Source organism: Sphingobium sp. SCG-1 (assembly GCF_002953135.1).
GTDB lineage: Bacteria > Pseudomonadota > Alphaproteobacteria > Sphingomonadales > Sphingomonadaceae > Sphingobium.
Genome location: NZ_CP026372.1, coordinates 2,937,209 through 2,963,055, shown reverse-complemented (window position 1 = coordinate 2,963,055; position 25,847 = coordinate 2,937,209). Strand labels below are relative to the sequence as shown.

Sequence of the window (25,847 nt, the reverse complement as noted above, 5' to 3'; positions counted from 1 at the left end):
ATCGCGAATGGGCATGCTGATGTTTCATTACGCGTGTACAGATTTGCCGAGCGCACGAGGTTATACGTGGTTGTCACTCAAGCCTCACGTCGTCACTAGCCTCCGGCAACGGGCACGAAGCGGTCTCAAGACGTGCACGGGAGACAACCTCGTCTCCCGTGCACGCTATCATTACTTCCGGTTGATCCGATCGGGTCGGTTGATCCGGAGCAAGCGTCCGGTTACGGGATCACGCTCCTCATGGAGCCAGGCGCGGCTGGTCATGGCGAACTCGAGAAACTGGCTGAGTGCATCGGCCTGATCGTCATGACGGCCAGGGAATGCTCGCAGTTCATTCACGAAGGCGTCAAGCCAGGGCGCTTCATTGGGCAACACGCACACACCTGCTTCCAGTTGCCCGGTCTGCCCCATCATCCGTGCTTCCTTGCAGGCCCACGGCTGCATCATCCGCGGCAGGAAGGCGCTGCGGCCATTAGCGCGCCGTTCGGAATGGAAGTCCTGCCAGAGCGATATGCCACTGCCGGCTTGCTCGATCACGACGTGGTCAGGACGCCATAGTCGGTTCTGCCGTAGGACAGCGCGGCGCAGATCGGGATAGCCAAGCCGGTCGCGTAAGACGTCGAGCAGATACCAGCGCCCCTGATGCCAGCCCATGGTGAGACAGACGCTGTAGTCACTGGTGGGCGAGTCCGACAAGGCCGTGTCCCAACTCTGGATGACCGTCTGGCACTCCTCGCGAGCGGGAAGCGCATCGACCCGGCCGAACCATTCGATCCGGACGATATTGCCTTCGGGCACCACGGGGTTCTGCTGATACTGCGCGGCATAAGCCTGTGGACCCATCTCCCGACGAATGCGGGCGAGATCGCTCGCATCCTCACGACCGGGGTTAAGCAGGTCGCCAACACGGCGGTGGTGAACGAGGCCCGCACCAATGGGAATACGCTCGTCACGCTCTGCGGTGGCCGGCAGGATCAGCGTCTCATAGCCTTTCTCGATCAGATAGGCGGGCAGATCATCTTCATGCAGCCGCTGCTGGATTGAGACGATCGCACCCAATCGCTTGCTGTTGAGACGACTGACCAGCGTATTGTCGAACCAGCGCCTGACATTCTCGCGTGCCGTAGCGCTGAACGCTTCGTCCGCCATCATCAAGTCGTCGACGATGATGAGATCAGCGCCATGCCCTGTCACCGATCCACCAAGCGAGACGGCTTTGCGCGATCCGCCGGCCGTCGTAATGGTCTCAAGCTGGCGATTGCCGCCATCCTTGATCCGGGTGGCGGGAAAGAGCCTGCGATACCATTCGCTATCCATAACCGTGCGGCACCCGTCGGCATGTTTGCGCGCCAAGTCCTGGCTATAGGTTGCGACCATGATCTTCATCGCTGGCTTGTGCCCCAACATCCAGGCGGTAAAGGCGACTGCGGTTGTGATCGACTTGAGATGGCGCGGGGGCACCGCGATCATATAGCGGGTCTTCTCGCCACGCCCGACTGCCTCCAGGCCATTGCACATAGCCTGCAAATACCAGACGGCGTCGAGCGGCGGCTCTCCAGGGTGCAGGGTTTCAAATACCTTCATCAGAAAGGCGAGGAGGTGCGTGCGACGGGCTGCGGCCAGCAGATTGCGTTCGAAGGTCATGACGCCAGTCCTTTATCCAGATCAGCGGCCATCATCTGGCGCAAGGCATCGAGCGTTGCTGCGTCAGTGGCAGTGAGCGGTTCGGCCTCAGCCCTTATTGCCTCGTCAAGCTCATCCACCTTGTCCGGCATTGCCGCGGCAAAGCGGACAAGAAGCTTTTCAATGGCGCGCAAGTCACCCTTTGACGCAGCTTCCATAGCCTTCATGACCAGTGCCTCGGCGCGACTGACCTTCTTGTCACGGCCGCCGCTCCGGATGGTGACGGCTTGCGTCATCTGCTCTCGCACAATGACGTTCAGGGTCTTTATCCGCTTGGCGCGTCCGTTGGGATTGCCCGACTGTCCCTTGGCAAAGCGGCTGTGCACCGGTGGCTTGCCATAGCCGATCTCGTAGCTCGATTGTGCGGTGGCTTGAGTGAGCTCAGCAGTGGGCAGGCCGATAGGGTTCAGCGGCATAGCTTCGGGAGTGGGTTTCGCATCGCTCTGATGAACAGGCACGACCCGGGTGCGGGGCCGAGGATTGATGACGGGTTGGGGAACGATAGAGGTATCGGACAGGATAGTCATGGTGGTATTCTTTCGGTGAGAAGATGTGAGGCTGCGGCCACAAAGGCCGTGGCCGTAAGATCAGGCTGCAACAGCGATGCCGGCAGGCGTTTCATCAGCTTCGCTGAGACGAACAGCCGCCACTTCGCGGAAGCTCTGCCCAGTTGCCGCGAGCAGCGCCTCACGACCGGTCATCGCCTCCCAGCGGCGCAGCGCGACGTCGACATAGCCAGGCGCGATCTCGACGCCATAGGCGATCCGTCCCGCCCGCTCGGCCGCCAATATCGTCGTGCCCGAACCCATGAACGCATCGGTGACGATAGCCCCGGGTCGGGTCACGTCGCGGATCGCATCAGCGACGAGCGCTATGGGCTTTACGGTAGGATGATCGGCCAGATCTTGCATGCGGGTGCTGGAGAAGCTATTAACGCCAGCATAATCCCATACTGAAGTCCGATATCGGCCATGCTTGCCCAGTTCGACATTATTGACATGGGGGCCAGTGCCCTTCTTGCAGATTAATACCAGCTCATATTTGGCCCGGTAGAGGGACCCCATTCCCCCATTGGCCTTATTCCAGACGCACATGTTGAGGATGGACAGTCCGACTTTTTCGACGGCGACCTGTAGCTCGTAAATGTGCCGCCAATCCATGCAGACATCGACCATGGCACCGTCAGCCAAATGCGCGCACATGGCTTCCAGAAAGCCCGCCAGAAATTCGATGAACTCGGCGCGGCTCATTTCCCCGCACGCCATTGCAAATTCCTCGTGACGCGCTTGCCCTAGACCCGAGACATGACCTACGATCGGCACATTATACGGTGGATCGGTAAAGGCCATTGTACCGCTCGCCCCATCCATCAGCCTTTCCCACACACTAAGGTCCAGAGAAGACCCGCAGATCAGGCGGTGCTTGCCCAGCAACCAGATGTCGCCGGTACGGGTTACCGGCACTACGGGTAACGGCGGCACGGCGTCAGCTTCATCACAGCCGGCAGCATTGTCTGCCTGCTCTTCAAGCAGGACATCTATTTCGCCGATCTCCCAACCGAGCAGATCGACCGAGACTTCGCCCATATCAATGATGGCGGCGAACTCTACTGCGAGAAGCTCCCGATCCCACTGCGCATGTTCAGCCAGACGGTTGTCGATCAGCCGATAGGCGCGCACCTGTGCCTGGCTCCAATGGTCGGCAACGAGGACCGGCACTTCGCGCATGCCCGCTCTTCGTGCCGCTTCCACCCTTGCTTCGCCAGCGATGATGATATTGTCACTGTCGAGGAGCACCGGAATGGTGAAGCCAAAGTTGCGGATCGAGGCTTCCAACTTGACCAGCTGCTTTTCGGGATGTTTGCGCGGATTTCCCTCATAGCGCTTGAGCGCGTCGAGCGGCAGATAGGCTATCGGTCCAAGCCGCTGTTCAATGGCACCGAGTTGATTGGAGAGGGCAGGGGCTACTGCACTGCCAGAGGCACGACCAGCGCGTTTGGCTTTTACTATGGTAGTCATCGTTATACTTTCATGAAGCCGGCTAATCACTTCCGGTATGTGGCTAATGGTCAAGGAGAAGGACGTCCCTGACCCCAATTAAAATACATGACATTCCGATCGGCACCAGATGGTCAGCAAAAAAGAAGCTGCGTGACATGACCACGTCTCCTAATTATACTACAAAAATAGATTGACATAAAATCTATGCTGTCATCAACTTTGCGTCATCATAGGTACTACTGAGACATGGCCGACGACGCTCGCGTGCGGCCGCTGTCGTGGGAGCCCGTCAACACGGCGCTCGCAGCAACGCGATGACGAGCTCGAAGGCCACACATGTCCAGGACAACCATCCTCCGGCAAAGCAATCCGCAGGAAATTGAGCTGCTACCGCGGCCTCATATGCGCTGACGTTCTGTGTCCCTGCCGCGTCCTTCACGGGGCATAACTTTCCCTGCATATGAGAGAAAATTCCCTGCTGCCCTGCTTAGGGAATTTAGTCCGCAAACCGCTGAAAACACTGGAGCCACACACGGCTGGAAAACCGGCAAATTCCCTAAGTTTGATGAAATTCCCTGCTAAACGGCTACTAACAGGGAAATGATACCAGAGACCGGTTCGCTCAGGACTGCACCCTGCACCATTATTTGTTCGCCCTCAGACGCCGGGCAGTCGCATCCGCGACCTGGGCTTTCCTGTATAAGCTCGGGCGGCCGGTCGGCCTTGCGAACTCTAACGGTTTAAAGGTCGGGGATGCGCTTGTTAGGATCGTTGCTGAGCATATAGTCGATCGTGCGATGGAAATACTGGTTTCCGCGTTCGTTTTGCCCAAAAATCACGGACTTGATTGCGCCGGACGCCAATCCACGCTGCACCTGAAGGCCTACGCCATAATCCTCGCGATCCACTACCTCGGCCAGCCAGTCCATCATGGATTCTATGCCCGACGCATCCTCGTCATCCTTTGGTGCTTCACGGCGGATGAACAGTAGGTTCGTGGTGTTCTTGTCGGGCGTGGGACCGGGAATTAGCTGAGCGACTTGCGTGATCTCCGGCGCGAAGAAGATGCTGACATTGGGGAAGATGGTCCGTACGAAGTCGAACCCTTCATTCTCATGCTCGCCCCAGCTATCGCGCGGTAATGCTTCCAGTGCTTCCTTGATCCGTACCTGCGGGTATCCGACGCGCATGTGCGGTCCGAGCGCAGTGAAGTGCATGATGTTGCTGAAGGTGCGCGGATGGATCGTCTCAGGGTGCGCGGCGGCGAAGTGATAGCCTTCCAGATAGCCGTCATAGGCGATCTTCCAGTTCGCGCCGTAAATCCTGCGTGAGCCGCAATAATGCCACTGGTCGAGTTTATAGGAGTTGAGGTCATCCAACATTCCGCCCAAATGCCGTGCGATATCGATTTCCGCGCCGGGCGTCAGGCATACCCAGATAATGCCACCTGCTTCCACGGCAGGAAGTCTGGTAAGATTGCGGTCCTCTTTGCAAACTGGTCCAAACTTCTGCGGATCGGCTACGCCCAGCAACTTGCCATCATTGGCGAACGTCCAGGCATGATAGGGGCATGAGAGACGCTTGGCATTGCCATAACCCTCCGGCTTCAGGATCATGCCGCGATGCGTGCAGACGTTGAGCATCGCGGCGACACTGCCATCGGTCCTGCGCGTTATGAGGATAGGCTTGCCCATCAACTCCATGGATTTGTAGTCGCCCGGATTGGGCATCTCTGCCGTGAGGGCGGCAAGCAGCGGCAGTTTGAAAAATATTTCGGCCATCTCCTGCTCAAAATAGGCGGGGTCGGTATAGGCTGTCGCGGGCACTTCCATGGTGCCGTCAGCGCAGTCGGTCGTGCCGGTCTCCACATATTCCAGCATCTTTTCGGCTTCGCGACCGATGGTTTCGTTGTAGCCCATATGTCCTGCTCCTACTCCTGCGCGTCCAGACAGACGACGGTCTTGCCAGTCGTATGGCCCTGCATCAGGCGAATGAAGGCGTCCGGCGCTGCCGAAAGCCCGTGGCTGATGTTCTCCAATGGACGCAGAGCGCCCGTCTTTACCCAATCATTGATACGCTTTTGCGCCTCGCCCAGATACTCCGGATGGTCATAGGTCAGGAACCCGCGCATCGTCGCGCGCTTGACCAGCAACTGCCACAGATTGCGGATGGGATATTGCTCGTCCGCGTTGTTGTAGTTGGCAATCATTCCGCAGATCACGACCCGCCCGAAATCTCGCATGTGCGGCAATATGGTGTCCAGAACCGCGCCCCCTACGTTGTCGAAGTAAATGTCGATTCCATCCGGTGCTGCCTCCGCGATCTTGTCGTCCAATGCTCCGGCGGCGCGATGGTCGATAACCGCATCGAAGCCTAAATCGCGGCAAAGCGCGCTTTTCTCCATGCCTCCTGCAATGGCTATCGTGCGGCAACCGGAGAGTCGTGCAATCTGTCCCGCAACATTGCCGACGGCACCTGCGGCGGCACTGATGGCAACGACATCTCCGGACTTGATCGAGCCAATGGCGAAGAGGCCCACATAAGCGGTCAGTCCGGACGGGCCGAGCGTACCCATGTAGAGCGAAAGCTGCGCCCGATCGGTGATTTCCAGCTTTTCAAGGCCAAGTGCGTCGGCCGTGAGCACGCTGTAATCCTCCCATCCCGCGAGCGAGCGGACGATATCTCCCGGTGCGAAGCCGGGAGTGCGGCTTTCGACGACCTCGCCTAGCGTCATGCCGCGCACGACTTCACCAATCGCCACCGGCGGCAGATAGCTTGCCCGGTCGTCCAGAAACCCCCGGATTGCGGGGTCCATCGCCAACACGCGATTGCGGACAAGCATCTGCCCGTCCTCCAGTGGCTTCACGGAATCGTCGGAAAAGCTGAAATCCTGCGGCACAGGCACGCCCACTGGCCGCCGCGCAAGAGTGATACGGCGGTTAGTGCGCGTCATTGTCCAGTCCTTGCCCACAGCCGTCCGCAGAATATTCCGGATCATAAAGTGGACTCCCTCCAGTTGTTCCTCTGACTAGCGCTAGTTGCCCGCCCTGCATTTTAGGCCGCTCAATCCTCACGATGAACAAGGTGAGGATTTGGCGATGATGATCGACTTGCGCGGCAAGAACGCGCTTGTGACCGGCGTGGCATCGCCCAAAGGTCTTGGCTTCTCGGCCGCGCGCAAGATGGGCGAACAGGGTGCAAAGCTGTTCCTGACTGACATCGACGGTGCAAGAGTGGCCGATCGCGCGGCCGAACTGACCACGTTGGGATACGAAGCCTATGCGTTGCCTCATGACGTGACGGATGAGGCGGCATGGGCATCCGTCATGAAAGAGGCGGTGCAGAAATTGGGCGGCGTCGACATCCTAGTCAACAATGCGGGCATCGCTGTACTCAAGATGATGAGCGACATGACCAAGAGCTCTTGGGACCATCAGTTGAACGTCAATCTCAACAGCGTCTATCTTGGTTGCAAGGCCGGACTGGAACAGATGCGCAAGCAGGGCAGCGGCGGGTCGATCATCAACCTGTCTTCGATAGCTGGGCTGGTGGGCGTGCCCGGTTGTGCTGCTTATGCTGCGAGCAAGGGCGGCGTCCGGCTGATGACGAAGGCCATTGCGATGGAAGCCGCACGGGAGCAGATCCGTGTCAACTCCGTGCACCCCGGATCGATCTGGACGGAGATGCAGGATGTCGCAATTGCGGACAACAAGGAACAATTCGACATAATCGAGAACGCCATTCCCATGGGAAGATTGGGCGATCCCGACGATATCGGTGCCATGATCGCATTCCTTGCCTCGGACGACGCGAAATATATTACTGGCGCCGAATTCGTGGTGGACGGCGGTATGACGGCGCAGTGACTTCGTGGCGTGGTGCCTGACGCAATCCATAGGTCGCTTCGGCATTCACGCAGATGTATGAAAGCGCATGAAAATCAGGAGACAGGATAGATGGCCGAACGCGATTCCAAGATAAAGGGCACGCCGCTCCCGCGCTGTCCCGGCACTTCGGTCCGCGATCTCGCTCTGGCCGACACGAACCCGGTGCCGGAATTTCTTTATGAAGACGAATACGAGAATCTGGGATCTGACCCGATCCCGGCGATGCGCTACACCGATCCGGCGTTTTTCGCTCTGGAGAACCAGCGCATGTGGCCGCGCGTGTGGCAGATGGCGGCACGCGAAGAGGAACTGCCCGAGCCGGGCGATTATGTGGTGTACGAAAATGCCGGGCGTTCTTTTATCATTGTGCGGCAGGAGGACGGCTCCGTCCGGTCTTTCGCCAATGTGTGCCTGCATCGCGGACGCAAGCTGAAGACGCAGGATGGCTGGACGGCAGAACTCCAGTGCCCATTCCACGGCTTCACCTGGAACAATGACGGCTCCTTAAAGCAAATCCCTTGCCGCTGGGACTTCTCGCACTTGTCCGACGAGACGATGCGCTTGCCTGAGATTTCCGTGGGACAGTGGGGCGGCTATATCTTCCTGCGTGAAGCGGCTGAAGGACCGAGCCTTGAGGAGTTTCTGGCGCCCATCCCCGAGCACTTCACACGCTGGAAGCATGAGGAATGCGCCACCGTCATCTGGGTGGGCAAGGTGGTTCCTGCCAACTGGAAAGTCGTGATGGAGGCTTTCATGGAGAGCTGGCACACCGTCGTCACTCATCCGCAGCTGCTGCCGTTCACGGGCGACGCCAATTCCATGTATAACATTTATGGCGATCATGTGAATCTGACGGTGACACCGTTCGGTACGATGTCACCGCATATCGATCCGGAGGGCAAGGACCAGCAATGGATCGTAGACGAATTCGTCAAGTATAACGGCCGTTCGTCCGACAATTACGATGAGGGTGCAGCGCAGGAGGAGGGGGGCTACAACGTGAAGGTGCCCGCCGGCATGACGGCGCGCGCTGCTCTGGGCGCCAGCCTGCGTGAGACGACGACCAAGATGTTTGGCCACGACGTCAGCTTCGCGTCCGATGCTGAGATGATGGACGCGCTGCTATATAATGTGTTTCCGAACTTCAGCCCGTGGGCCGGCTTCCAGCCTAACATCGTCTATCGCTGGCGGCCGTGGCATGATGTCGATCATTGCCTGATGGAAGTGCGTATCCTGACGCGCGTGCCGCCCGGCCAGCCGCACCCCAAGGCGCCGCCAATGAAGTTTCTGACCGATGCGCAGAAGTGGACCGAAGCGCCCGAACTGGGCATCTTGGGCGATGTTTTCGAACAGGACATGGAAAACCTGCCCTATGTGCACGAGGGATTGAAGGCGTCGCTCAATGGCCAGGTTCAGTTGGCGAACTATCAGGAAATTCAGATCCGGCAGTTTCAGAATACATTGATGAAATATCTGGCTGATTGACCTCATGGTAGCCGAAGAAAAAGGGCCGGAGATCCCGGCCCTTTTTTTGCGTCATTGTACCTGGCTCTTAGAATTCCAGCCCTAGCGTCACACCATAGGCGCGCGGCTCGCGTGCGGAGGCGAAGGAGAAGAGGCCTGCAACGGTGAACGCCGCGTTTGGTCCGCGATCATCCGTCAGATTTCGGCCATAGATCGTGGCTCTGGCTTTCGTTCCGCCAAGGTCGAAGGCAATGGTCGCGCTGGCATCCAGAAGCCCTTGGCGATCCGACCGCACGCGTGGATCATTGCCGGAATAGACGATCGTGCCATTCGATGCGACGGTGAACGGACCCTTGGAAATCTGCTGGTCATAGGGCGTGATGTAGCGATAGCCGACGTCGAACGTCAGGTCGCTGCTACTGCCCAGCGGCACCTTGTAGTTAGCGCCGACCGAGGCGGTGACCTTCGGGTTGTAGATCAGGTTGTTGGCAGAATAATCCAGGACCTGCGTACCCTCCTGCGTGATGAAGTTCTTGAACTTGGATTTAAGCAGGCCAATCGAACCTGTCAGCCGCAGGCCTGTGGTCGGCCGGATGGTGACATCCGCCTCAAGCCCCTTGACCGTGGCCGATCCAACGTTGGTTACAATCGTCTCATTGCCGACGCTTGGCTGCGTGACCGGAATCGTGGTGTTCTGCTGAAGGTCCGAGTAGTCCGAGTAGAAAGCCGCGAAGTTGAACTGAACTTTATTGTCGAAGAAGGAAGCCTTGTACCCCGCTTCATAGCTGTCGACTGTTTCCGGGCCGAACGGCGTGGTGGAGGACACGAACGTCTGTCCCCGACCGGAAAAACCGCCTGAACGATAGCCGCGCGACCATGACGCATAAACCATATTGTGCTCATCGGGGCGGAAGTCCACGCCAACTTTCGGTGTGAACTTGTTTCCGCGATAGTTGACGAGCGGGAATTGCACGCCTCCCACATTGTTATAGTTGGACTTGCTGTCCCGCGTCCATCGGCCGCCGAAGGACAGCCGCACCCGGTCGACGACTTCCCAGTTGAAGTCTCCGAACGCCGCAATGGATGTCGATTTGCCACGTGTTATCTGGAACGGTGCAGGACCGCCGAAAAAGCGAGTGTCCTGCGACGCATTGTAGACATGGTCATAGAAGTACCCGCCGACGACATAATCGAAACTGTCGGAGAACTTCCCGGCAAAACGTAGCTCATGGCTGAACTGCCGGAAATTCTGAAGGCGGTTGACGTAATAGAGGTCGGACGATGATGCATCGAAATCCTGCGTCTGCGCCTCGTCGGATTTGCGGAAGCCGGTGACGGACGTAATGACGAATGGCCCTACGTCGGCCGTCATCTCCAGAGTCACTGCCTTGGCGTCGTAATCCGACACGGCCGGATCGTTGAACACGGTATAGAGGTCGCCGCGGTTGTTGCGGTTGCACTGGTTGGCCGGTTCCAGGCCGCAGAACAATTCGCCGGTTTGCGTGATGTTTGAATTAACCGGGTCGAACCGTTGCTGCTGCCTTTCCAACGTGAGCAGTGCTTCAAACCCGGCGCCGGGCGTCAGGAGGAAGGATACGCCGTAATTTTCATTATTGCTTTCACCGACTCGCTTGCCGGTGATGCCGTTGCGATAATAGCCGTCGCTCTGATTGTGAAAGTAGAAAGCCTTGGCCGCCAAAACGTCGGGGACGATCGAGGCGTTGACGACAGCGCGTCCGGCGATCGTGTCGAATTTGCCGTAGCTTGCTTCCAGCTTCGCGCCGAACTCACCGGTGGGCCGGGTTCGGCGGATATTGATGACGCCGCCGATCGTATTGCGACCGAATAACGTACCCTGCGGCCCGCGGAGAATTTCGATCTGTTCGATGTCGAAGAAGTCGAAGAACTGGCCAGTGCTGGTGCCGATGAATATCCCGTCGACCACGACAGCGACCGTGGGATCGAAGGACTTTTCCACGTCGGCAAATGTAAGTCCCCGGATGGAGACGTTGGCCGCCGAAGCACCGCTATTCTGGTTGGTGATGAGCACGTTGGGTGCCGCGCCTTGCAGGTCGCCGATGTTCAGCGTCGCCTTGTTCTCCAACTGCGCGGTGGCGATGGCGGTGATCGCGATTGGCGTCTGCTGCAATGTTTCGTCGCGACGGCGGGCGGTCACGACGATATCCTTGATACCGTCTGGCGTCTCCGCTTCTGGGGATGGTTCGATCTGCGCAAGAGCCGGATGGACCGACAGCATGGCTGCTCCTAGCGCGAGCAATACCGGACGACGCACGTAGAAGTTGGCCACAGACATTCTCCCCATTTTGCGGAGGGGCAGGACACTGTCTGTCCTTCTTGATGGTTTCCCCCGGCGTCACCAACATGAAGAGCCTGCGGCCTACCCGACACTGAGACTTTGCACAGGTTTTTACTGTTAGGATCTGCTCTGTTGCAAAAGTGCAACGATATCTGTCAGAGCGCCGTCATGCCGCCATCTATACTGAACGCGGCGCCCGTCGCGAATCGGCTCTCATCGGAAGCGAGATAGGCGACGATCGCGGCGACATCGTCGGGGTGGCCAAGATGACCAATGGGATGCGCCGCCAAGAACCCATCCATCGTTTCCGTTGGGTTGGGCACCTGCGCCAGCACCTTGTCGATGATCGGCGTGTGAATGGCTCCTGGATGGACGCTGTTGCAACGGATACCATATTTCTGCCGGGCGCAATGAAGGGCGATTGATTTGGTCATCAACGTCACCGCCGCCTTGGCCGCGTTGTAGCCTACCAGCCCCGCATCCGCTTTCAGCCCCGCCGCCGATGCGATGTTGATGATCGAACCACCCGTGGTACGCATCAGCCGCAGCGCGCTTTGGCAACCGAGGAACACCCCAACCACGTCTATCTCCAGTTCATGACGAAAAGCATCGACATCGAGTGTTTCGATAGAGCCCATGGTGGTAATGCCTGCGTTATTAACGAGTATGTCGAGCCGCCCGTGTATGTCCTCCACACGCGATATCACGCTGTGCCATTGGTTTTTGCAGGTGACGTCCAATGCAATGGCCGCCCCGTTCTTCAGCAGGGAAGCTTGAACCGCCGCACCCTGCGAGTCGATGTCCGCTACCCACACCCTCGCGCCTTCTTCGGCAAGCCGCGCAGCGATGGCCGCGCCTAATCCGGATGCGCCACCCGTCACCAGCGCGACGCGATTGTCCAGACGGTGGAGGAAGGGCCGAAGCGGCGTGGAATGATCGGTATGGGTCATCCCAACATCGTGTGCCCTTCCGCGTGCGGCGCACCTGTCATATTGAGGAGGGGACTTTGCACGACGATGCTCTCAAATCTGTTGCGGTTGCGCTTCATGTCGTTACGGCACTTTAATCGGGCGAGGAATCGGGACGGGGTGACCAGATCAAATGAGCAAGGATGATCGTGAGCAGCGGTTCGCCGGATCCGGAGCAATTCGCGAAGGGCATGGATTTGATGCCATGCGCCTTGAGACATGGCTCGCCGAGCATGTGAATGGCTTTGAGGGGCCGTTGTCAGTCGAGCAATTCAAGGGTGGGCAGTCCAATCCCACCTATAAGCTCATCACGCCAGGTAAGACCTACGTCATGCGTCGGAAACCGCCCGGACTGCTGTTGAAGGGCGCACATGCCATCGAGCGGGAGTATCGGGTAATAAGCGCGCTAGGCGACGCGGGCTTCCCAGTGGCACAGGCCTACGCGTTGTGCGAAGACGCCGAGGTTATCGGCACACCCTTCTATATCATGGACATGGTCGATGGCCGTATCTTCTGGGACTCAACGTTGCCCGGTCTCAATCCTGCCGACCGCGCGCAGCACTTCGACACGATGAACGCGACTATTGCTCGGTTGCACAGCATCGACCCGGAAGCCGCCGGGCTTGCGGACTACGGTAGGCCGGGCAACTACTTCGAACGCCAGATCACCCGTTGGTCCAGACAATATGAGCAGGATGAGGCCGCTGGTCGACTGGCAGACATGGACTGGATGGCCCGATGGTTGCCGGATCATATTCCGGCAGGCGACGAGACAGCCGTTGTCCATGGCGATTTTCGCGCAGACAACATGATCTGGCACGCCACTGAACCGCGCATATTGGCGGTACTCGACTGGGAGCTGTCGACGCTGGGTCATCCGTTGGGCGACTTCACTTATCATCTGATGATGTATCATTTGCCGCCCCATATTATTGGTGGGTTCAAGGGAGCGGACTTGCACGCGCTTGGCATACCGTCTGAGCAGGATTACGTTGCCGCGTATTGTCACCGGACCGGAAGGGCGGGCATCGACAACCTCAACTTCTACCTGTCTTTCAATATGTTTCGTTTTGCGGCGATCATCCATGGCATCAAGGGCCGCATCGCGCGCGGAACGGCTGCATCGCCCGAAGCCGCCAATCTGGTCGCCGTGCTGCCGGAACTCGCAGCGATAGCGCGAGGCACGGCACAAAGCTGACGCACGGCATGGGTCCGGCGTGGCCGGATCATGAGCGGCTCCATGGATGAAGGATGATATTGATATGGCCTACACTGATCGTGCTCTGGACATCGCCGCTCGTGTCGAGGATTTCGTCCGATCCGTAGTGATACCTTATGAAAGTGATCCACGGCGCAACGCGCATGGCCCGGCGGAAGAACTCGTCGCGGAATTAAAATCGAAGGCCCGGGAGGCTGGCCTGATGACGCCGCACATTCTGGCCGATGGAAGCCATCTAAATCATGCCGAAATTGCGCTCGTGTTGCGCAAATCGGGTCTCTCCCCTCTCGGCCCGCTCGCGCTCAACACGGCGGCGCCGGACGAGGGGAATATGTATCTGCTCGGGCAAGTCGCGAGTCCCGAACAGAAGGCCCGCTTCCTTGAACCCATGATTGCAGGTGATGCGCGGTCGGCGTTCTTCATGACGGAACCGGCCGAGGATGGCGGCGCTGGCTCTGACCCCTCAATGCTGAAGACACGTGCCGTGATGGACGGCAACCATTGGGTCATAAACGGCCGCAAGGCATTTATCACCGGTGCCGATGGCGCAAAGGTGGGAATCGTCATGGCGAATAGCGGCGCCGATGAAAAGCTCGCCGCGACGATGTTTCTTGTTGATTTGCCGCATCCGGCCATCCGCATCGAACGCGTGCTGGACACTATCGACAGCTCCATGCCGGGCGGCCACGCTATCATTGCCATCGATAATCTGCGGGTTCCGGCCGACCAGATCCTGGGCGAAGTACACAAGGGCTTCGAATATGCGCAAATTCGCCTCAGCCCCGCAAGACTGACGCATTGCATGCGCTGGCTGGGCGCCTGCACGCGCGCGCAGGAGATCGCGTCCGAATATGCCTGCCGGCGTCACGCGTTCGGCAAACCGCTGATCGATCACGAAGGCGTGGGTTTTCCCCTTGCGGACAATCTGATCGATTTGAAACAGTGCGAACTTATCATCGACTGGTGCGCAGCCATCCTCGATACCGGAGCACTGGGAACGATGGAAAGCTCCATGGCAAAGGTCGCCGTGTCCGAAGCCCTGTTCCGCATCGCCGATCGATGCGTGCAGGTTATGGGTGGCACCGGTGTGACGCACGACACCGTCGTAGAGCAGGTGTTCCGTGAAGTCCGCGCCTTCCGCATCTACGATGGTCCGACCGAGGTTCATAAATGGAGCCTCGCCAAGAAGATCAAGCGCGCCCACAAAGCCGCCTGATATAAGCGCCAGTAGCAACGGCAAGGTCCGCGGCTGATTTTGCTCCTGTAAAAAGCTGGGAGCGGATATGCAGGGCGAGCTAGCCGAGAGCTATGACTATATCATAATTGGGGCTGGTTCTTCCGGCTGCGTGCTGGCCGAACGACTGTCCGCCGATCCGCGCAACCGGGTATTACTGGTTGAGGCAGGCGGCCCGGACATCTCGCCATGGATCACAATGCCCAAGGGGATTGCGAAACTCGTTACCAGCGCCCCCCATGTCTGGGTTTATCAGGTCGATCAGCCGCGAATTTCCGGTATGCCGTCGCAGGAAGTCTGGATCAGGGGGCGAGGTCTTGGCGGATCGTCCTCCATCAATGGCATGATCTGGAGCCGCGGCGAAGCGGCCGATTATGACGACTGGGCGGCGCAGGGATGCACGGGCTGGAACGCTCAGACGATGCTGGAGGCGTTTCGCGCAATCGAGGATCATGATCTCGGCGCCAGCGATACGCGCGGCAGCGGCGGTCCGGTGCACGTCACGGCAGACGCCTACCGCTACCCGTTGGCGGAGCGAATGATCGCTGCGGGCGAAGCCATGGGCCTGACGCGCACGGATGATCTCAATAGCCGGGGCGGGGAGCGCGTGGGATATTACAGCCACAACATCCACAAGGGCCGTCGCCAAAGCGGACCAGTGGCATTTCTCCGCAAGGCGGCAAAGCGGACTAATCTTCATATTTTGACTGACACTCTTGCCCGCCATGTCCGGATATCCAATGGCCGCGCGGTTGGCATTGGCCTGCGCAGCGCGGGGCGCGGCGACTTCGTTGTCGGCTGCGATGGCGAAGTGATCCTCAGCGCCGGGACACTCGAAAGTCCCCGCATATTGCAACGCTCCGGGGTAGGGGACGGCGCCATGCTTCAGGCGGCGGGTGTCGCGACACAGGTTCACAGCCCCGATGTAGGACGACGGATGCGCGAGCATCTCTCCTTTACCATGCCTTTCCGGCTGAAGCGCAACAGCGGTATAGCGCGTCATTATTACGGAGCGGGCTTGCTGGCTTCGGCCGCTCGCTACTATCTGACGCGTGGCGGGCCGCTGGCGACCGGTCCATTCGAAGTCGGAGCATTTCTCAGTACGCGTGGCGTTGGCGAACGCACTGACCTGCAACTTTATCTTAGCGGCTATATGTTCGCGCTAGCCGATAATAACCATCCGGTGCCGCTAGGGGCGGTGGATCGCAGGCCGGGAATGACCGTATCGGGCACCCTGCTGCACATGACCAGCGAAGGGAGCGTAGAGATACGCGGTCCAGAACCGGATGACCCGGTTTCGATTCAGCCAAACTGGCTCTCCACACCTGAAGATCAAGCGGCAGCGATCGCCTCCATCCGCCTGATGCGCGCCTATGTCGATCAACCCGCGCTTGCCGAAGATGTCGGAGAAGAATGTATTCCCGGCGCACAGGTGCAGGAGGATGCCGCCCTCCTGGAAAGCTTTCGTGCCTTATCGACCAGTGGCCTGCATGGCGTCGGCACGTGCCGGATGGGTGGTGATGATAGGGCGGTTCTCGATCCGTACCTCCGCGTCCGGGGCGTCGATCGCCTCCGCGTGATCGATTGCTCGATCATGCCAGGCACCATCTCGGGCAATACCAATGCTCCGGCTATGGCGGTGGGTTGGCGCGCCGCTCAATTGCTGGCCGAGGACCGGTGGGCCTGACACCGCGCCGTTGTCGCCAATAAGTCCGCTAAATAACGGTGTCAGATCAGTTTCAGTATCATCTTGCCTTGGTTGGACCCTTCGAACAGCCGCAGGAACGCGGGCAGTGCGTTGTCGATACCTTCTTCGATATGTTCGTCAAACCGAAGCCTGCCTTCGCCGACCAGCTTCGCCATCGCCGCCGCACCTTCGGCGAAGCGGTCCAGGAACTCGCTAATCAGGAAGCCCCGAACGGTGGCGCTATGCACGATCAGTTGCCACAAGTTACGCGCGCCATAATGCTCGGAATTATATTCGGAGATGAGTCCGCACAAGGCGACACGTGCAAAGCGATTGAGGTGCAGCAGCGTTGCGTCCAATCCTATGCCGCCAACATTCTCAAAAACCAGATCGATGCCCTTGGGAGCGGCAGCGCCGATTTCGTCACTCAGAGCCTCGGCGCTTTTGCCGCGATAATCGATCGCCGCGTCGAACCCATAGTCGTCCGTCAGCCGGGCGCATTTGGCCGGTCCGCCGGCAATGCCGATAACCCGGCAACCTGCCTGCTTGCCCAATTGCCCGACGAGCGACCCCACCGCCCCCGCAGCGCCACTGACCAACATGGTCTGGCCTGCTTCCGGCTTCAGGATTTCGGTAACGCCGAAGTAGGCCGTCAGACCCACCGCGCCCATGACGGAGAGGAAATGCGTGGGGGAGGAGACGTTGCCTATGTCGATCAACTGACTGAAGCCGCCAGCCTGTGCCATCGAATATTCCTCGATGGCGTTAAGGCCCATCACCCAGTCGCCCGCCTTGAAGCCCTCTGCCTTGCTTTCCGCCACCACGCCTACGGTTGATGCTCGCACCGGATCGCCCAAAGCGACCGGCGGCATATAGCTCGGCGCATCATCCAGCCAGCCACGGATCGCCGGGTCGAGTGAGGCGTAATGATTGCGGATCAGGAATTGCCCCGGCTGTAGATCGGGCAGAGCCTCTTCGACCAACGCAAAGTCGCTGGTCTTGGGCATGCCGTTGGGCCGCGCCTTCAGCAGGAAGCGGCGGTTTCTGTCCGTCATATGGTCAACGCCCCGATGTGCCCGATGTCCAGTCCCGCGTCTGGCTGAAGTCCTCGCCATGGCGACCGGAAAGGTGGATGGCCGTCATCTCGTGCAAAATGCTGTCGCTGGCGGGATCATGCCGCGCCCAGTCGATCAGTTCGCGTCGCCGCTGGATCGCCCATTTGCCGTCTTTGCATGCATATTCGTCAATGTAGCGCCCCGCCATGAACAGATCCTTGGCTTCGTCATTGTCGTTGGTACGATGCCATGCGAAAAAATACACCTCGCCGCTGGCCGTACCTTCATCAATGTCGACGTTGAGGTCGATTTGGCCCAGCAGATGCTGGCTGCTCTCCAGATTGGCAAGGAAGCCTTGCGCGAAGTCGGTATATGCCTCCGGCCCTCCTCTCAGAAGCCCGCAATCGACATCGGCATCGGCATGGAACGACCGCAGTTGCACGTCCCGGTCCAGCCGGTCCTGCCCGCGCATATAATCGTGAATAGCCTGCGTGATGTCGCGCCGCGCCAAGAGGTCGCGGACCTCGCGTTCCAGATCGATGTTCATAGGCGGAGCATAGGAGGGCGGCGGTTCGCTGGCGACTTGCGTTTCCGATAGGTGTGGCGAGCGCGACTAGCACAAAGCCGAGTTTGCGCCTTTTCCCATGCTGATAGTCTCTTGCCAAATCGTGACCCTATGGAGAGCAGAGTGGCGAAAGAACATTTCCTTGGCAGGACGCTGGAAGCTTACGATCCTCCGGTCCGGGGCGACCCGATCACCGGCGAACGCTATCATAGCAAGGCGTGGGCTCGCGCCGAATGGAAAAATGTCTTCACGAAGGTCTGGCATATCGGCGGGCTAGTCGCCGATCTGGAGGAGCCGGGCGACTGGATCACGCATAACCTGATGCGCGACAGCGTGATTATGATGCGACAGGATGACGGATCACTCCGCGCCTTCTTCAATGCTTGCGTCCATCGCGGCAACCGTCTGCTCTGGTCCGACATGGGCAGCAATCAGAAGATCACATGTTCCTATCATGGCTGGCAATTCGCCAAGGACGGCACGCTGATCTTCGCACAGGACGCCGAGGATTTTCCAAGCGGCAATCCCTGCGGCAAAGCGCATCTGACGGAAATCGCGGTCGACACCTGGGGACCGTTCGTGTGGTTCAACATGGATCGTGACGCGCAGCCGTTGCAGGAATGGCTGGCGCCGCTGCCCGAGCAGCTTGCAGGATACCGCATGGAAACGATGGTGCGGGTGCTCGACGTGCGCTGCGAGATACCTTGCAACTGGAAGATCATCCGCGATAACTTCAATGAAAGCTACCACTTGCCGACGCTCCATCCGGAACTCGCCAGCTTTATTGACGATGAATATACCGACACCAGCTTCGAGATGTATCCGACCGGGCATAACCGGATGGTGCAGAAGGGATGTCACCCGTCAAAGCGTCTCGATTACCCCGACGCGATGCAACCGCTTGTCGAGGACACCCTGCGCGAATGGGGATTGGACCCGGCCGACTTCACGGAACGCGCGACCGAGGCACGTCGGGCGATTCAGCAGGCGAAGCGGCGACTTGGGCCGGAACGCGGCTTCACCCATTTCGAGAGCATGAGCGATAGCGAACTGACAGATTATCACCATTACACGCTCTGGCCGAACACCACGATCACGATGAGCCCGGACGGATTCCAGATCCTTCGATCGGAACCGCATCCGACCGATCCGGAAAAATGCATCTTCGACCACTGGTACATGATGCCGCCAGTCAAAGGGCGCAACGAAGTCGTGACGCCAGTCGGCATGCGTCCTTTCAAATCGGCGGAACGCGAGACCGTGATCTACGGTCAGGAAAGTTTGGGATATGTCGCCGATCAGGACATGACCATCGCCGTCGGGCAGCAGCAGGGCCTTCACTCCATGGGCTATCGCGGCGGCATCATTTCCGGCCAGGAAAAGCGAATCCAGCGCTTTCACGAACTGCTGAATGACGCATGCGGCATTCACGGTCCGCTGGACGATCCGGAATGAGCGATGACGATGCCATGGTTGGGATCAATGCGGCGCTCGCTCGCTATGTCGATGGCGTCAACCAGCGGAACGCGGCTCTGTGGGGAACATCATGGGACGTGGACGCCGAATGGTATCTGTTCGGCCCTCAAACGATATCGGGCCGTGAGGCTATAGTCGCTGCGTGGGAAGACGCGATGGCGGGATTTCCGTTCGTCGTCATGCACGTCAGCCAAGGGCATGTGACCGTGAACGGCGACACTGCGACCGGACGTTCCTACACCAACGAACTGGCCCGGACGCGCGATGGCCAGCGTTTGCGCGTGCTGGGACAATATGACGACCGTTATCGCAGGCGAGACGGGAAATGGGCCTTCTCCTGTCGCCGCTTCACTATGCTCGACACCGAGCAATGTTGATGCCTGCACAGGCTACGATCGGGAAAGGGAGGGACAAGTGGGACGTCTGACAGATAAGGTCGCGGTGATATTGGGCGCTTCGGACGCGCGCAGCATGGGCGCGGCTACGGCGCGGCGCTTCGTGGAAGAGGGCGCGAAGGTCGTGCTCGCTGCACGGCGCAAGGACGCCGTGGAGCAAATTGCTTCAAGCCTCGGCGCGATAGCCGTAACCTGCGACATCACCAATGAAGATGATCTGGCCGGTCTTGCACAAGCGGCCACTTCTCAGTTCGGCGGATTGCATGCCGCGATCAACTTCGCGGGACAGAATTTCAGCGCGCCTGTGCTGGAGGTGACTGCCGAGGATCTGCGCCGCTCGTCCGACATTCATCTGGTGGGAACGGCCCTGTTCATCAAGCACATGGCGGGCGCGATGGCGGATGGCGGCTCGATTGTCACCGCGTCATCATTGACGGTGTTAGCGCAGGCTCCCGGCTATGCGGCATATGCGGGGGCGAAAGGGGGCGCCGACGTTATCGTCCGCATCGCAGCTAACGAGCTTGGGGAGAAGGGCATCCGCGTGAACAGTCTTGCCCCCGGCTTCACTAAGAGCGCCATGACCGAAGACTATTTCGCCATGGAAGCTGTCACCAGCGCTTTTCTTAAAGAGATGCCGCTTGGCCGTTTTCCGACCGTCGACGACATCGCCAACACCGCACTCTGGCTTGCCAGCGACGAGGCATTCGTCACCGGGCAGCGCATAGACGTAACCGCAGGACAGGCGCTGCGGCGCACCCCACGACCGGATGAGTTCGTATGAGTGGACGCCTTTCGGGTAAAAGGGCGCTGGTCGTTGGCGCGGCGGGCGCGGGGAATATGGGCCAGACCATCGCGCGTCGGTTCGCTGCGGAGGGCGCTAAAGTAGCGGTCGCAGGCCGCAACCGCGCAGTGCTGGTGGCGCTCGCGTTAGAACTGGACGGACTGGCCGTGGATTGCGATTTTCGCGACCGGAGCAGCATCTTTGCCATGGTGGCACGGACGCGTGAGGCTTTGGGCGGCGTCGACATCGCCGTGAATGCCACAGGTTGGGGGCTGCTGAAGCCGTTCCTTGAGACGACGGATGAAGATTTCGATGGCATGTATGCGTTGCAGTTGCGCGGGCCGTTTCAGTTTCTCCAGGCTCTGATCCCGGCGATGGAGGAAAAAGGCGGCTCTATCATTCAGGTCAGTTCCGCTACCGCTACTATCATGTTCCACGACCACAGCGCCTATATGGCGACCAAGGCAGGCACGGATCACATGATCCGCACCGTCGCGAATGAGTTCGGCCATCTTGGCATTCGTGTGAACAGCATCTCGCCGGGCGTCACCGAAACGCCCATGACGGCCGATGCAGCGGCGGTTCCCGGCGTGATGGACGCGTTTGTAAAGGGTTATCCGCTCGGCCGCTACGGGACATCGGAGGATATCGCGGCCGGCTGTGTTTGGCTGGCAAGCGACGAGTGCTTCATGACAGGGGATAATCTGCATGTAAGCGGAGGGCTGCGTCTGCGCGGAAACCCCAGCAAGGCAGCGATTGAAGCTTCCGTTGTAGCGGCGATGCAGGCGCAGGGCTGATTGTGTTAGCCCGCCATCACCCCTTGGCCATGGCGTCCGGAATAATGCCTGAAGCCACGCCGCTGCAACTGGTGGAAGCGGCATCCAAAGCGGGCTTCGACTATGGCGGCATGTGGGTCGACGTCGAGAGCTGGACCGCGAAAACGACGCGCGAAGTCCGCGCTGCGCTGCGCGAAACAGGATTGCCGCTGCTCGACGTTGAAGTCGTCTGGATCAAGCCGGGTGGGCTCGACCCGGACCATATTCGGATCGTCGACATCGGAATCGAACTTGGCGCCCGGAACATATTGTGCGTCAGCAGCGATCCCGATGCGGGCGCAACCCGCGATAAGCTTGCCGCACTGATGGAACATGCGTCAGGCAGCGACATCCGTATCAATCTGGAATTCGGCATGTTTGCGGAAGTGAAGACGATCCGACAAGCGACCGACATCTTGCGCCAGATAGACTCGCCCTTGGCGGCACTTTTGGTCGATGCGCTTCATTGGCGTCGCTCGGGCGGCACGCTTCCGGATATCGCCGCCATCCCGCCGGAGTGGATCAGCTACGCTCAATTATGCGACGCGCGCGATCCAGGAGCGGACCCTAACGATCCGGTGGCCATTCTTGACGAGGCCGTGGATGATCGCGTGGCATTGGGCCGAGGTGACCTTCCTCTGCGACCTTTGGCCGATATGCTGCCACCGAATTTGCCTATTGCAGTCGAAGAACGCTCTAGGGCTTTGCGCGACAATTTTCCCGATCTGAACGCGCGTGCTGCCGAACTGCTCCGGACGTCGCGCGCATGGATGGACGGATCGATAGCCTGACTCCATTCAGGCGGTCAGCAGGGTCGGTTCCTCGATCAATTGCTTGAGAGTCCGCATGAAATCCGCACCCACCGCGCCATCTATCGCCCGGTGATCGCATGACAGAGACAGCTTCACGACCGTGGCGAATCCTAAAGCATGTCCGATCTCTATGGGTTGCCGCTTGCCTGCACCGATCGCCAGGATTGCGCCCTGCGGCGGGTTGATGATCGCATCGAATTGATCGATCCCGAACATCCCCAGGTTGCTGATCGAGAAACTACCCCCCTGGAACTCGTCCGCCGCCAGCTTGCCCGTTCTTGCCTTTTCGGCGAGTACCTTCACCTCACGCGAAATGCCTGCAACCGACAGAGTGTCGGCGCCCCTGACAATGGGCGTAATCAGTCCCTTCTCCGTCGCCACTGCAACGGCAATGTCGGCGCTGCCAAAGTGGTGGATTTCGTCGCCATGCACCTGCACGTTGACGTCTGGATGGCGAATGAGTGCAATCGCTGTCGCGCGCACGATATAGTCGTTGATGCTGGGGGCTTCGCCTGTTGCTGCCTTTGCCTGTGTTCGTAGGCCCAGAATGGCATCAATCCGCACCTCGGACCGCAAATAGAAATGCGGAATGGTCGATTTGCTGTGGCTCAGCGCCTTGGCGATGGCCTTGCGCATTGGCGACATCTTGACGATCTCGCTTGTGCCGGAAGCGGGCCGCGCGAACAGCGGAGCAGGCGCAGATGCTTCCGCAACCGGCGCAGCGGCCTTTACCAGTGCGAGCACGTCCGACTTGCTGATCCTCCCTCGAGGTCCGGTCCCGCTGATGCCGCCCAGCGCGATATTGTGCTGTACCGCCAGACGCCTGGCGAGGGGGCTGGCAAAAACATCATCCAAAGCATTACCAACCGGAGCAAGATCGACAGGCTCACCTCCGGCAACTGGGACTGGGGCGGGCGTGGTTGCCAAACTCGCCTGTAGTACGTCCTGAAAACTGATGCGGCCCTTTATTCCCGAGCCTGCGATCTTCGATATGTCGACGCCTTTCTCTTCCGCCAGTACGCGTGCGGCAGACGAAATGTTGGCATCATCGGCAATCTTCGTGGTTTTCCGCAGTTCAAGTGCCGAGGGGGTTTCGACATCCGCCGTCCGGTTCGTGCTTCCCGCCTTGGACGCAACGCGATTGTCGGCGGGTTTGAAACCGGAGACGAAGGTTTCCACCTCGCTTTCTGCGGGCGCATCCTTGGGGTCGGCCAGCACCGCAATCAGCTCGCCGACTTGCCACGTGCTGCCCGGCTCAGCTATCAGGCGGGGAAACATGCCGTCCGCTTCGGCCTCCACTTCATTAGTGATCTTGTCGGTTTCGATCAGCGCCAGAGTGTCGCCCTTGGCAAATGGCTGGCCTTCCTTGACCATCCATTCAGCAACGACGCCCTCGGTCATTTCGATGCCCCATTTGGGCATGGTGAAGGCACGCAAGTTGGCCATGATTGTCATCCCTGCCTGTAGGACATGAGTTTACTTGCAGCGGCGACGATCTTGTCCGGCGAGGGCAGATAGGCCGATTCCAACTCCCGCGCGAAGGGCACTGGCGTATGCGGACCCGTCACCATCTCTATTGGTGCGCGCAACGATGCAAACGCCTTGTTCGCGGCAATCGCGGCCAGATCCGTAGCAAAGCTGCAACGCGGCGGGCTTTCGTCGACGATGAGCAGCCGACCGGTGCGCTCAACGCTGTCGAGGATCGCTTCCTCGTCCAGCGGACTGGTAGTGCGCAGGTCCAGAATATCGCAGCCGATCCCGTCTTCTGCCAACTGCTTTGCTGCTTTCTCGGCAAAGCCCACCATCATGCCGGTGGCCAGGATCGTAACGTCGTCGCCCTGTGTCACCTGCCGGGCATGGCCGAAAGGAAGCAGATACTCACCGTCGGGGACTTCGCCCTTTATCGCGTAGAGTGCCTTGTGCTCCAGGAAAATCACTGGGTCATCGTCACGGATCGCTTGCGTCAGCAGTCCCTTGGCATCGGCAGGGGTGCTCGGCATCACGACCTTCAGGCCTGGCATTGCCGTTACAAAGCCATGAATAGACTGGCTGTGCTGCGCCGCGGCGTTGAAGCCTGCGCCGTAGACCATCCGGATGACGATGGGGCAGGTGGATTTGCCGCCGAACATGTACCTAAACTTTGCAACCTGATTCCAGATCTGATCCATGCACACGCCGATGAAGTCGGCGAACATGATCTCGGCAATGGCGCGCTTGCCGGTCAGCGAAGCGCCCGCCGCCGCGCCGATGATTGCGCTCTCTGAGATCGGCGTGTCGATGACGCGCTCGCCGCCATATTTGGCCCATAGCCCTGTCGAGGTGCTCCATATGCCGCCGATCGCCTCCGGCCCACCGGGTGCGCCGTTGCCGCCGACGATGTCTTCACCCAGCATGATGACGTTCTCGTCGCGCGCCATCTCTGCGTCGATGGTTTCGAGGATCGCCTCACGGATCATCTTTATCGCCATGTTCTATGATCCCTATGCGTCAGTAGCTGATGTAAACGTCTTCAAGGACGTGCTCAGGCTTTGGCTTTTCGGCGGTCTTGGCTTCAGCAACGGCGCGTTCGATCAGCGCCACCACCTCCGCGTCCACGGCGTCGATATCTGTCCCCTCCAGCAGCTTGGCTTCCGTTACCCGCTCGCGGAAGACTTTCAGGCAGTCGCGTTCCTCGCGGATGCGGTCGAGTTCACCGGGACCCCGATAGCGTTGCGGATCGCCTTCGAAGTGGCCGAAGTACCGCTCTGTATCCAGTTCGACCGCAGCGGGCAGATTTGTCGACTTGCAGTATTCGATGACCTCGCGCATCGTCTCGTACACGGCGAAAAAGTCGATGCCGTCCGATTTGAACGTCTTCATCCCGAACGCACCGGCACGATCCAGGATGCTTTCCGCACCCACCGCATAGGCGACCCCGGTATGCTCTGAATAATGGTTGTTCTCATAGACGAAGATGACCGGCACCTTCAGCACAACGGCCATGTTCATCGCTTCGAACGTCGTCCCCTGATTGCAGGCACCGTCGCCCGAGAAGGCGATCGACACGGTGCCCTTGCTCTTGGCAGATATGCCCGCGCCGACAGCAATGGGCGCACCTGCTCCGACGATGCCGTTTGCGCCCAGCATCCCGACATTCACGTCGGCAATGTGCATCGACCCGCCGCGCCCTTTGCAAAGACCTTCCCGGCTCCCGTAGATTTCTTTCATCATCGCCACCACGTCGCATCCCTTGGCGATGCAATGACCATGCCCGCGATGTGTCGATATGATGTAGTCGGTCGGCCCCAGATGCTCGCACACCCCGACGGCACATGCCTCCTGACCCGCGTACAGATGCGTGAACCCGGCGATTTCGCCCAAGGCGATTTCGTCATGCAACCGGTTCTCGAACTCCCGGATCGTCTTCATCTGCCGATATGCTTGCAGCAGCGCTTCGCGGCTTAGTTGCATGGTTGTCCTCTTCCCTCGTAATGCTTTGTTTTGGGTCAG

General features: G+C 59.3%; 22 protein-coding genes. 10 read left to right on the top strand and 12 right to left on the bottom strand.

Annotation, left to right across the window (positions count from 1 at the left end):
* Window positions 1–171 precede the first annotated feature (171 nt).
* From terL to C1T17_RS13470, 5 genes are all read right to left on the bottom strand, one after another.
* Window positions 172–1,644 (bottom strand): phage terminase large subunit, encoded by a 1,473-nt coding sequence (gene terL / locus C1T17_RS13490; RefSeq protein ID WP_104953885.1) that lies wholly within the window; start codon window positions 1,642–1,644, stop codon window positions 172–174.
* A complete protein-coding gene (locus tag C1T17_RS13485) occupies window positions 1,641–2,210 on the bottom strand; it encodes a DUF5681 domain-containing protein (RefSeq protein WP_145959006.1) in 570 nt (189 codons plus the stop codon). The genes terL and C1T17_RS13485 overlap by 4 nt, the downstream gene beginning before the upstream one ends.
* Window positions 2,211–2,270: 60 nt before the next feature.
* Entirely contained in the window at window positions 2,271–3,701 is a 1,431-nt protein-coding gene (locus C1T17_RS13480; protein WP_104953883.1) for a site-specific DNA-methyltransferase, read from the bottom strand.
* Between the two features lie 722 nt (window positions 3,702–4,423).
* Complete coding sequence (locus C1T17_RS13475) at window positions 4,424–5,602, bottom strand: aromatic ring-hydroxylating oxygenase subunit alpha (RefSeq protein WP_104953882.1); 1,179 nt, start codon at window positions 5,600–5,602, stop codon at window positions 4,424–4,426.
* Window positions 5,603–5,613: 11 nt separating this feature from the next.
* Window positions 5,614–6,681, bottom strand: coding sequence for an NADP-dependent oxidoreductase (locus tag C1T17_RS13470; protein WP_223262606.1), 1,068 nt, complete (start codon window positions 6,679–6,681; stop codon window positions 5,614–5,616).
* Window positions 6,682–6,781: 100 nt separating this feature from the next.
* Here C1T17_RS13470 and C1T17_RS13465 point away from each other — a divergent pair, with 100 nt between their 5' ends.
* Entirely contained in the window at window positions 6,782–7,549 is a 768-nt protein-coding gene (locus C1T17_RS13465) for an SDR family oxidoreductase (RefSeq protein WP_317617049.1), read from the top strand.
* A gap of 90 nt (window positions 7,550–7,639) precedes the next feature.
* A complete protein-coding gene (locus C1T17_RS13460) occupies window positions 7,640–9,055 on the top strand; it encodes an aromatic ring-hydroxylating oxygenase subunit alpha (protein ID WP_104953880.1) in 1,416 nt (471 codons plus the stop codon).
* Window positions 9,056–9,122: 67 nt separating this feature from the next.
* Here the strand turns inward: C1T17_RS13460 and C1T17_RS13455 are convergent, their stop codons facing one another.
* Window positions 9,123–11,348 (bottom strand): TonB-dependent receptor, encoded by a 2,226-nt coding sequence (locus C1T17_RS13455; protein ID WP_104953879.1) that lies wholly within the window; start codon window positions 11,346–11,348, stop codon window positions 9,123–9,125.
* 158 nt (window positions 11,349–11,506) lie between these two features.
* Window positions 11,507–12,301, bottom strand: coding sequence for a glucose 1-dehydrogenase (locus tag C1T17_RS13450; protein WP_104953878.1), 795 nt, complete (start codon window positions 12,299–12,301; stop codon window positions 11,507–11,509).
* A 151-nt stretch (window positions 12,302–12,452) separates the two neighbouring features.
* Between C1T17_RS13450 and C1T17_RS13445 the strand changes: the two genes are divergently transcribed.
* From C1T17_RS13445 to C1T17_RS13435, 3 genes are all read left to right on the top strand, one after another.
* Window positions 12,453–13,517 (top strand): phosphotransferase family protein, encoded by a 1,065-nt coding sequence (locus C1T17_RS13445; protein ID WP_104953877.1) that lies wholly within the window; start codon window positions 12,453–12,455, stop codon window positions 13,515–13,517.
* Window positions 13,518–13,581: 64 nt separating this feature from the next.
* Complete coding sequence (locus tag C1T17_RS13440; protein ID WP_104955225.1) at window positions 13,582–14,754, top strand: acyl-CoA dehydrogenase family protein; 1,173 nt, start codon at window positions 13,582–13,584, stop codon at window positions 14,752–14,754.
* Window positions 14,755–14,821: 67 nt separating this feature from the next.
* Window positions 14,822–16,459, top strand: coding sequence for a GMC family oxidoreductase (locus tag C1T17_RS13435; protein ID WP_104953876.1), 1,638 nt, complete (start codon window positions 14,822–14,824; stop codon window positions 16,457–16,459).
* 41 nt (window positions 16,460–16,500) lie between these two features.
* Here C1T17_RS13435 and C1T17_RS13430 read toward each other — a convergent pair whose 3' ends face one another.
* Together C1T17_RS13430 and C1T17_RS13425 are read right to left on the bottom strand one after the other, a co-directional pair.
* Window positions 16,501–17,514: an NADP-dependent oxidoreductase gene (locus tag C1T17_RS13430; RefSeq protein WP_104953875.1), complete on the bottom strand. Its 1,014-nt coding sequence runs from the start codon at window positions 17,512–17,514 to the stop codon at window positions 16,501–16,503.
* 4 nt (window positions 17,515–17,518) lie between these two features.
* The gene (locus tag C1T17_RS13425) at window positions 17,519–18,061 is read right to left on the bottom strand and encodes a nuclear transport factor 2 family protein (protein WP_104953874.1); all 543 of its coding nucleotides are present in this window, start codon (window positions 18,059–18,061) and stop codon (window positions 17,519–17,521) included.
* Between the two features lie 141 nt (window positions 18,062–18,202).
* On the opposite strand from C1T17_RS13425, the gene C1T17_RS13420 reads away from it, so the two are divergent.
* From C1T17_RS13420 to C1T17_RS13400, 5 genes are read left to right on the top strand one after another with little or no spacing between them, the layout of a single operon-like run.
* Window positions 18,203–19,534: an aromatic ring-hydroxylating oxygenase subunit alpha gene (locus tag C1T17_RS13420; protein WP_223262605.1), complete on the top strand. Its 1,332-nt coding sequence runs from the start codon at window positions 18,203–18,205 to the stop codon at window positions 19,532–19,534.
* On the top strand, window positions 19,531–19,932 hold the full coding sequence (locus C1T17_RS13415) for a nuclear transport factor 2 family protein (RefSeq protein ID WP_189338354.1): 402 nt from the start codon (window positions 19,531–19,533) through the stop codon (window positions 19,930–19,932). Before C1T17_RS13420 ends, C1T17_RS13415 begins: the two co-directional genes overlap by 4 nt.
* A gap of 37 nt (window positions 19,933–19,969) precedes the next feature.
* Complete coding sequence (locus C1T17_RS13410) at window positions 19,970–20,731, top strand: SDR family NAD(P)-dependent oxidoreductase (RefSeq protein ID WP_223262604.1); 762 nt, start codon at window positions 19,970–19,972, stop codon at window positions 20,729–20,731.
* Window positions 20,728–21,528 carry an SDR family NAD(P)-dependent oxidoreductase gene (locus C1T17_RS13405; protein WP_104953870.1) on the top strand — a complete coding sequence of 267 codons (801 nt, stop codon included), beginning with the start codon at window positions 20,728–20,730 and terminating at the stop codon, window positions 21,526–21,528. Before C1T17_RS13410 ends, C1T17_RS13405 begins: the two co-directional genes overlap by 4 nt.
* A 44-nt stretch (window positions 21,529–21,572) precedes the next feature.
* The gene (locus C1T17_RS13400; protein ID WP_189338353.1) at window positions 21,573–22,337 is read left to right on the top strand and encodes a sugar phosphate isomerase/epimerase family protein; all 765 of its coding nucleotides are present in this window, start codon (window positions 21,573–21,575) and stop codon (window positions 22,335–22,337) included.
* A 6-nt stretch (window positions 22,338–22,343) separates the two neighbouring features.
* On the opposite strand, the gene C1T17_RS13395 is transcribed toward C1T17_RS13400, so the two are convergent.
* From C1T17_RS13395 to C1T17_RS13385, 3 genes are read right to left on the bottom strand one after another with little or no spacing between them, the layout of a single operon-like run.
* The gene (locus C1T17_RS13395) at window positions 22,344–23,804 is read right to left on the bottom strand and encodes a 2-oxo acid dehydrogenase subunit E2 (protein ID WP_104955224.1); all 1,461 of its coding nucleotides are present in this window, start codon (window positions 23,802–23,804) and stop codon (window positions 22,344–22,346) included.
* Window positions 23,805–23,809: 5 nt separating this feature from the next.
* Window positions 23,810–24,826, bottom strand: coding sequence for an alpha-ketoacid dehydrogenase subunit beta (locus C1T17_RS13390; RefSeq protein WP_104953868.1), 1,017 nt, complete (start codon window positions 24,824–24,826; stop codon window positions 23,810–23,812).
* A gap of 19 nt (window positions 24,827–24,845) precedes the next feature.
* On the bottom strand, window positions 24,846–25,808 hold the full coding sequence (locus tag C1T17_RS13385) for a thiamine pyrophosphate-dependent dehydrogenase E1 component subunit alpha (protein ID WP_104953867.1): 963 nt from the start codon (window positions 25,806–25,808) through the stop codon (window positions 24,846–24,848).
* Window positions 25,809–25,847 lie beyond the last annotated feature (39 nt).

Bases quoted from the DNA above. Each gene is read 5' to 3' on its own strand.
- C1T17_RS13455 (WP_104953879.1), bottom strand. From the start codon at position 11,348: ATGTCTGTGGCCAACTTCTACGTGCGTCGTCCGGTATTGCTCGCGCTA.
- C1T17_RS13450 (WP_104953878.1), bottom strand. From the start codon at position 12,301: ATGACCCATACCGATCATTCCACGCCGCTTCGGCCCTTCCTCCACCGT.
- C1T17_RS13475 (WP_104953882.1), bottom strand. From the start codon at position 5,602: ATGGGCTACAACGAAACCATCGGTCGCGAAGCCGAAAAGATGCTGGAA.
- C1T17_RS13385 (WP_104953867.1), bottom strand. From the start codon at position 25,808: ATGCAACTAAGCCGCGAAGCGCTGCTGCAAGCATATCGGCAGATGAAG.
- C1T17_RS13405 (WP_104953870.1), top strand. From the start codon at position 20,728: ATGAGTGGACGCCTTTCGGGTAAAAGGGCGCTGGTCGTTGGCGCGGCG.
- C1T17_RS13480 (WP_104953883.1), bottom strand. From the start codon at position 3,701: ATGACTACCATAGTAAAAGCCAAACGCGCTGGTCGTGCCTCTGGCAGT.
- C1T17_RS13470 (WP_223262606.1), bottom strand. From the start codon at position 6,681: ATGATCCGGAATATTCTGCGGACGGCTGTGGGCAAGGACTGGACAATG.
- C1T17_RS13485 (WP_145959006.1), bottom strand. From the start codon at position 2,210: ATGACTATCCTGTCCGATACCTCTATCGTTCCCCAACCCGTCATCAAT.
- C1T17_RS13425 (WP_104953874.1), bottom strand. From the start codon at position 18,061: ATGAACATCGATCTGGAACGCGAGGTCCGCGACCTCTTGGCGCGGCGC.
- terL (WP_104953885.1), bottom strand. From the start codon at position 1,644: ATGACCTTCGAACGCAATCTGCTGGCCGCAGCCCGTCGCACGCACCTC.
- C1T17_RS13440 (WP_104955225.1), top strand. From the start codon at position 13,582: ATGGCCTACACTGATCGTGCTCTGGACATCGCCGCTCGTGTCGAGGAT.
- C1T17_RS13395 (WP_104955224.1), bottom strand. From the start codon at position 23,804: ATGGCCAACTTGCGTGCCTTCACCATGCCCAAATGGGGCATCGAAATG.
- C1T17_RS13430 (WP_104953875.1), bottom strand. From the start codon at position 17,514: ATGACGGACAGAAACCGCCGCTTCCTGCTGAAGGCGCGGCCCAACGGC.
- C1T17_RS13445 (WP_104953877.1), top strand. From the start codon at position 12,453: ATGAGCAAGGATGATCGTGAGCAGCGGTTCGCCGGATCCGGAGCAATT.
- C1T17_RS13460 (WP_104953880.1), top strand. From the start codon at position 7,640: ATGGCCGAACGCGATTCCAAGATAAAGGGCACGCCGCTCCCGCGCTGT.
- C1T17_RS13465 (WP_317617049.1), top strand. From the start codon at position 6,782: ATGATGATCGACTTGCGCGGCAAGAACGCGCTTGTGACCGGCGTGGCA.
- C1T17_RS13400 (WP_189338353.1), top strand. From the start codon at position 21,573: ATGCCTGAAGCCACGCCGCTGCAACTGGTGGAAGCGGCATCCAAAGCG.
- C1T17_RS13435 (WP_104953876.1), top strand. From the start codon at position 14,822: ATGCAGGGCGAGCTAGCCGAGAGCTATGACTATATCATAATTGGGGCT.
- C1T17_RS13415 (WP_189338354.1), top strand. From the start codon at position 19,531: ATGAGCGATGACGATGCCATGGTTGGGATCAATGCGGCGCTCGCTCGC.
- C1T17_RS13390 (WP_104953868.1), bottom strand. From the start codon at position 24,826: ATGGCGATAAAGATGATCCGTGAGGCGATCCTCGAAACCATCGACGCA.